The following is a 7534-nucleotide window of genomic DNA, read 5'->3' as shown; positions in this document are numbered from 1 at the left end:
CACTGAACACAGTCTATCGGTATGTTCTTGAAACGTTCTGATGCAGTGACCTGTGCTGACATCCCACAGCTTCACCGTCTGGTCGGCACTGCCACTGGCTAAGGTTTTCCCGTCACTACTCAATGCCACTGAAAATACCCAATCAGTATGGCCATGGAGTGTTCTAATGCAGCGACCTGTGCTGACATCCCACAGCCTAATCGTATTGTCTGTACTGCCACTGGCTAAGGTTTTCCTGTCACTACTGAATGCCACTGAATAGACAAAGTCAGTATGTCCGGGCAAGGTTCTGATGCAGCTACCAGTACCATAATCCCATACTCTCACTGTGTAGTCGTTACTGCCACTAGCCAGGGTGTGACCGTCACTACTAAACGCGATGGGCATTGCCCAATCCGTATGTCCATACCAAGTTTTCAAGCATTGACCGGTTTGATAATCCCATAGCTTCACCTTTTGGTCTAAACTCACACAAACCAGGGTGTTTCCATAAGGACTAAAGGCCACTGAAAATACTTGATTGCTGTGTCCATGCAAGGTTTTCAAACATTCATTGGTGCTAGTATCCCACAGCCTAACCATGTGGTCGCCACCGCCACTAGCCAGGGTTTTGCCATCTGGACTAAAGGCCACTGAGTAGACACCACTACTATGTCCTGTGTAAGTTCTTAAGCAGCGACCTGTGCTTACCTCCCAAAACTTAACCGTGTGGTCGCCACTGCCACTGGCTAAGGTTTTCCCGTCACAGCTGAATGCCACTGACCCGACGCAATCCCTATGTCCAGTGCCAGTGTTCAGGCATTCTCCAGTGCCACTATCCCAGAATTTCACCGTGTGGTCGTCACTGCTACTGGCTATAGTCTTACCATCTGGACTAAAGGCAACGGATCTAACCCAACTGCTATGTCCGGTGCAAGTTTTGAGACATTCTGCAGTTTTGATATCCCAGACTTTCAAGGTGTGGTCGCCACTGCTAGTAACTAGGGTCTGACCATCTGGACTAAAAGCCACTGAACATACCTCATTACTATGTCCGGTACAAGTCCTTAAGCACTTACCATCACTGACATCCCAAAACTTAACGGTGTGATCCGCACTGCAACTGGCTAAGATTTTACCATCATGGCTGAAAGCAAGGTCCCGTACCAAATTGGTATGACCCTCACAGATCAAAACTAGTTTACCGCTTGGTACTTCCCACAGGCGAACCTTCCAATCTGTATCACAGGTTGCTAATAGTTTACCATCTGGGCTGAATGCTGCTGATAAAATATTTCCTAAGGTTTCCGTAAATACTGAGCTGGTTAAGTCAGCATCAGCGAAATTGACATTGTGTAATTTAATTCCCTGTAGGTTAGCTTGCCAAACTGTTAGATTAGAAAAATCATAGCTGCTTAAATCCACCTGTAATTGGCGCAGTATATTAATTATATTACCACAGCTATATGCCGTATCTTGAGTTATTTTTTTTACCGTGGGAGTTGGGGAGCGCAGCATTGAAATAATTTCCAGCAAGTGATTGCTGAGCTGTTTTGTGCAACCAAAACGAGCGAGTAATCTTTCAATAATCGGTTCGAGAATCAGAGAGACTTGACTATCCCGAATATACTCAGGGGCAGTGGCTTTGACTAATGCGTGACTGCGCAACAGAGCAAAATTTTTACTAGTAACTTCCTCAGGAATCTGCTCAATTAATCGATTAACCATGTATTCCATCACTACAGGTTGTTGGGTAAACCCAGCCGAGGTTTTCTCAATCAATGAGCGCCGTTGTAGAGACCCTAGAGACTGTAAAATGTCAGGAGCGCATCGGTGGCAGAAAACGTCCTGTTCCAACTCTTTAAAAAAAACCGGTTCCCGATTAATAGCTAGCCAGTACATCAGGTCTTGTTGTGTAGCACTCAGGCGCTGAAACTGCCGGTCTAGCAAATCCCGAATATCATCAAAAATGAATGAGCCTTGCTTTAAAAAATTCAGGAACTGAGCAATATTGCCATAAAAAAAGTCTCTGACCAGACAAGCCACCATTTTTAAGGCTAAAGGATTTCCAGCATAGTGCTCAATCACGGTCAGCCACTGGGTGTCATCCCCAGCAAAATTTCCTTTTTCCTTCAGGATTTCCTGCCCATCGGTGTCTGATAACCCTTTGAGTGGGAAGCAGCGAATCGGTAAGTTTTCCCCCTCCAGGATAGTCAATTCCTGGGGTGGCTCCCTAGAGGTCAGTAATAGACAGCTGTGGTGGGCAGTTTCACCAATACTTCTGAGCAGCTCACCGTATTCAGCATATCCTTCTCGATAACTACCGGTGCGATCGCCACTTTGCAGAATCGACTCCACATTATCTAGAACTAGCAAGCAACGCCCCCCTTGTAAATAGCGAATCAATCGCAGAATTTTGCCATCTACAGAGGAGGGTAAATTGGTTTCCTGCTGTCGAGACAGAAATTGAATCAGGTCTGCCAGGAGTTCTTCTAGGGGAGGGGCATTGCGTAGAGTGCGCCAAATCACAAACTCAAATTTATCTTCCAGAAGATGGGCTAAAGTCACAGCCACAGAGGTTTTACCAATTCCCCCCATCCCTAGAAGTGTCACCAGGCGGCACTTGTCCTTAAGAATCCATTGCTGTAGGGTGTTCAGTTCCTCAGTACGACCGTAGAAATCTCTTAGCTTTGGTGCTTGTCCCCAATCAACAGGTTTAATTTGAGCCACAGTGGGACTCTTGCCGTTATTGATTTGATCTGCCTTAATCTTATCTGGCTCAACAACCTTGTCCCAATCAACCCCTACAGCATCACAAATGGCGATAAAGGTGTCACAGCGAATCGGTTGTCTGGCCCAAAATCGGTTTAAGGTTGCCCTAGAGGTTAAGGCACTGCTACACCAAGCTTCTGCGGTTTTGTTCCATCTTTTCAGGCGTCTAGCCCGGTCAACCAATTTGAGTCCTAATTCAGAAGCTCGCACTGAATTCTTCATAGCGAAATCTGGTTCTGCTCAGTATCCAAGCCAATTGTTATGCCAAACTCTGAGAGTATCATGAAGTCAATCTGAGACAATTCAGATAATAACCTTAAACAAGGGCACAGGTAACTTCGGATCATTGAATAGCAAGGGTTTGAAGAACTTTAAGTTTTTTGAACACAGTTAATATAATTTAATTTTACTATTCAGCTATCAGCTATCAGCTATCAGCTTATGGGCACGGTTAAGGAGGAAAGCGTTAATAATAAAAGAGGTAAGTATTAGTTTAATTTGAGTTAAGTCACAGCGTCAAAGGCTGTGCCACAAAGCTGTTTGCGTAGCGTGGCCATAGGCCAACCGCTGACAGCACCTCAAGTAGCGTGGCCATAGGCCAACCGCTGACAGCTGGTGTTATCAAAAATCTTTAAAACCACTAACTGACTCCTGCAATTCCTGAGCTACGGCTACAGTTGAGGTTAAGGAACTTGAAATTTGCCTAGAGGAATCAACGGTACGTTCGGAGAATTGGGCCATCTCTTTGATCAACATAGCGACGCTCTGAGTGGTTTCGGTTTGGGAAAGACTCCCTTGGGAAATGGCTGTCACTAGCTGCTCGATCTGGCACGAAGCCGACCTCAGCTGTTTCATATTCTGCTTAGCTTCCTCAACTCGACTTGTCCCCTTCTCCACCACAGCAGTGCTCTGTTCCATTACCTTGACTAATTGAGACGTTTCTAGGTCGATATCATCTACTATCTTGTGAATTTCCTGGGTAGCTTTGATCAATTGGTTGGTAAGCTGATTCACTTCTTTGGCAATCACGACAAAACCCTGAATCCCACCAGACCGCGCAGCCTCAATCTCAGTGTTAATAGTCAAAACATTGGTTTGGACTTTGAGCATGTTGCTCAAGGCAACCACCTTAGCAATCTTTTCGGAAAATTTACCTAGCTGCTTCACTCTTGACGTCGTTTCCCCAATCGTGTCTCGCAATTCCAGGATACTCTCCTGAGTTAGGTTAATAGCAGTGCTGCTAGCTTCAACAGTGGTTGTAACTCCATCAACTACCCTCGCCGCCTGATCAGCATGCTCAGCCACTGCTTGAATCGAATCGGTGATTTGCTCTACTGAATCCAGGGTGCGAGTGGTTTCTGAAGCTTGCTTAAGAGCATCTTCTGCTAGTTGACCAACTACCACCTCGTTGTTTTCCAGTAAGGTATTGACTTCAACCGCTGAGTTGTTGACCTGGGTTACGATAGTTTGCAAACTCTCAATAATGGTGTTAAAACCATCAGCAACTTTCCCAATTTCATCCAAAGTCACGTCAGAGCGCACTGTCAGATCTCCTTGTGCTGCCCCTTGCACATGCTTAAGCATTACCAGCAGTTGCTTCTGGAGTGCTTCTTTTTCCTGTCTTTGCTCTTGAGAAATTCTTTCCGTCTTTTCGAGCAGATTAGCCTGCTTTAGAGCAAAGCTGAATTGAATCGCCACCTGAGTCAAAAGGTTAATCTCCGTTTCCTGCCAAGCTCTTGGCTGTGAACATTGATGGGCAGCCAGAAAGCCAATCAATTTACCTGCCACCAAAATCGGTGCTACTAAACTGGCTTTAGCTCCACGCAATAGAGAGCTTTGGCCAAGCCTCTCGACTTGGGACTGCTGGTAGTAGGTCAACTTACCCTCAAGATTATCAATGGCTAGAACCTGACGTGACTGGTAGTGATCAACATCCTCTAGGGGAAAATCTAACTCTTCTTTCTGTGTTTCTAGGGTAACAGACCCATCCAAAGTTACTGAAAGGCCAACCATTGAGCCTTTCTGATTCTGTTCGAGGAGGTAAATGATTGTGCGATCGCACGAGAGCGCTCTTTTAATTCCCAGCACCGTAGCCGCGAAAATCTTTTCCCGTTCTAGGGATTCAAGCATACTAGCGGTAATCTCATTTAACGTTTGGGAAATGTCCACCGTGGCTTGCTGCTGTTCCAGGAGCAGGGCTTGGGTGAGGGCATCACCGATTTGTCTAGTTAACTCCTTCATTAAGTGACGTTCTGACTCCTGCCAACGGTGGGGTTCTGAGCAATGATTCGCGTACAACAAGCCGAAAAGTTCACCTGCAACTATAATTGGTGCAACTAGGCTGGCTACGACACCAAGGGGTTGAAGGAACTGGCCAGGAGCACCAGTTAGAGTACCTTGTTGAAGGTTCTCGACACTGACAAGCTTTTCCAAGTTAAACTGCTGAATTTCCTCGGTCGTGATTGGTTCGTAAATAGTTTGCCCTAGGGCTTCAACCAAACCAGAATCTACGACCTCCGCTGCAATTATCCCGCTTTTGAAGTCAGGATTAAAGCGATAGATAAACACACCGTCTGTCTTGAGGGCAAGGTGTAACCCATAAACGGAAGTTTGTAGGATATTGTCGAAGTTTAAGGATTGCTGAAGCTGGTTGCTGACTAGCACTAGTGTCCGCGCCTGTTCAGTTTCTTGTTCTTGCTCCTGTAATCGACCTTTGATCCGTGTCACCAGGTTATTAAAAACTTGAGCCAGTAGCTGCGTCTCGGTAGCACCAAGCAGTTCCGCCTGAACGTTCAGGTTGCCTGCAATCACCGCCTTAGCAGTATTAGCCAACTGACCCAAGGGTTTTGCTAACTGATCGGATAAAGCTCTGACTACCAAGGTAATAATAATGCCCAGTACCACGAACAAACTAGTAAAGCCTATTGCCGCTTTTCTACCCGCTGCTCTGAGTTCATTAAGTTTGATCGAGACAGCCAGAGTCCAATTGCTATCAGGAACTGCAACCATTATATAGTGCCTGGTATTATGATCAAAGGTGGCCAGCTTTAAGTTTGGGAAAAGTGGTGAATTAGCTGACTTTATGGTCAGTCCCTTCTGTTGGACTGTTTTCCCAGTTTCAACAGCTTCGAGCAAAATTTTCAGGTTCTGTACAACTGCTTTATCCTTTGCCCCTAGCAGTTTCTGTGGCTGCTCTTGACTCTTCCCTTGGTAGATGGTATCTACAACAGCCACAGTGTCGTCTTTTTTCAGGGCTAGTAGCTGCATATATTGAGAATCCCCAATTTCCAAATCCTTCAGCAGGTTTTTAAATATGGTGCTGAAAACAGAGGCAGGCAAAACTCCTCTAACAACCCCTAGGAATTCATCAGTTGCTGGGTCTGTGATCGCTTTGCTGAAGTCAATCACGAACCTATTATTAGTGTCATCAAATCTCGTGTTCATCACCTGCTGACTGGGATTATTTTTTGCCACTTGCCACCAGGCTTCATCCCGTTGGACAAAGTCATGAGTAGGAGTGTTGTAAGCCACATTAAACCCATGTTTTTCGGTAAAAGATATCTCGACAAACTCATGAATTGCTGTAGTTTTATGTAAGTAATAATTGAGAGCTTGATTCGGCTGTATCAACCGGGTAGCGGAGAAAGAATCTTCAACCTCGTAGTAGGGTAATTTGGCAAGGTTTTTAACTTGAGAAACTTTCGCTGCAGTGCTAGCTGCTTCAACTACTAGAGGGCTAGCGGCCAATGTAGCAGGTATTCTTTTTGCTTCCTCTAAAAATATATACAAAACTCTGCCCGCAACTAGGGTTTCACCCTCTAAGAGTTGCTCAGCTTGCTGTTGGGAGCTGCGGGAAATAGCACTGTAGCTGAAGAGTCCAGCCAGACCTAGAGGGGTTAAAACCGCTGGTAGAATCGTCTTCAGTAATTGAGTGCGCAGATCATTACTTTTCCTTTGTGTTTGGGAATTGTTGCGATCGGTGAGTTCACTGGATTGCCGTTGTCGATATTGGGTTATCCCTTGAGGTGTAACAGGTAATTCCCAACGTAAGTCTTTTGAACAATGCATATGACCGTGACTATTTTTACTAGAACGATAGCTATAGGGTTTATAAACGATTTGTGAAAATCCAGAAACCCAAAACTCTTGGAATTCCAAGAATCTTGGCCACGTAAGCGTTCACAACCTATTTAGAATTTTGAGATTGACTCCAGTTTTTAATCTAACCATATTTATCTAGGAAGTTATCTCAGTCAATTAACTGAATTTTGTGTCTTAATAGTTACGCCAATTTACTGAATATACGCTAGTGGTAGTAGTAATGTAGTAATGACTAACTCTACAGGTATAGTTTTTCGGCAGTCTTGTGTATCCTCGTAACTGTTCACGTAAGCATATGCGCTACTTGAGATGCTACGCCAACAGCTATCAGCATATGCGCTACTTGAGATGCTACTTGAGGTGCTATCAGCTAATGGGCGTTCGTCCTCAAGGGGTGACAACAAAGCTCAAACCTAGGCAGGTGGCACGGTTAATGGTTAATGGTGTTTGGTTTAATGAGCGCGACTCGTGTTGTTGTAATTCCGAGCAGTTGAAGCAATTTTCACCAATCCAACTGCATAGATAGTTTTAATCAACCACTACGCCATGACGATGGGGTGCATCTCACTTTTGTTGTTTAACGTGGTGGTGCGTTACGGGATGGACTGTTCCAATACTGGCTAATGCGAAAATCAGGGCTAGTCCATCCCTAACGCACCCTACAGAACATTTTCAAATATGA

At 45.1% G+C, this 7534-nt stretch carries 2 protein-coding genes; both read right to left on the bottom strand.

The genetic code is table 11. The features are described from left to right. Positions 1 to 2973 (bottom strand): NB-ARC domain-containing protein (locus F6J99_RS38295; protein WP_293121176.1); only part of this gene is annotated, 2973 nt, incomplete at its 3' end. A gap of 399 nt (positions 2974 to 3372) precedes the next feature. Beyond that, positions 3373 to 6819, bottom strand: a complete 3447-nt coding sequence (locus F6J99_RS38290) for a GAF domain-containing protein (protein WP_293121174.1) — start codon at positions 6817 to 6819, stop codon at positions 3373 to 3375. Between the last annotated feature and the right edge of the window lie 715 nt (positions 6820 to 7534).

It is taken from the genome of Moorena sp. SIO4G3 (genome assembly GCF_010692305.1).
GTDB lineage: Bacteria > Cyanobacteriota > Cyanobacteriia > Cyanobacteriales > Coleofasciculaceae > Moorena > Moorena producens_A.
The sequence above is the reverse complement of the archived record's forward strand: the minus strand, read 5'-3'. Positions and strand labels throughout refer to the sequence as shown.

Coding starts and splice junctions, on each gene's coding strand:
- F6J99_RS38290 (WP_293121174.1), bottom strand. CDS start 6,819: ATGCATTGTTCAAAAGACTTACGTTGGGAATTACCTGTTACACCTCAA.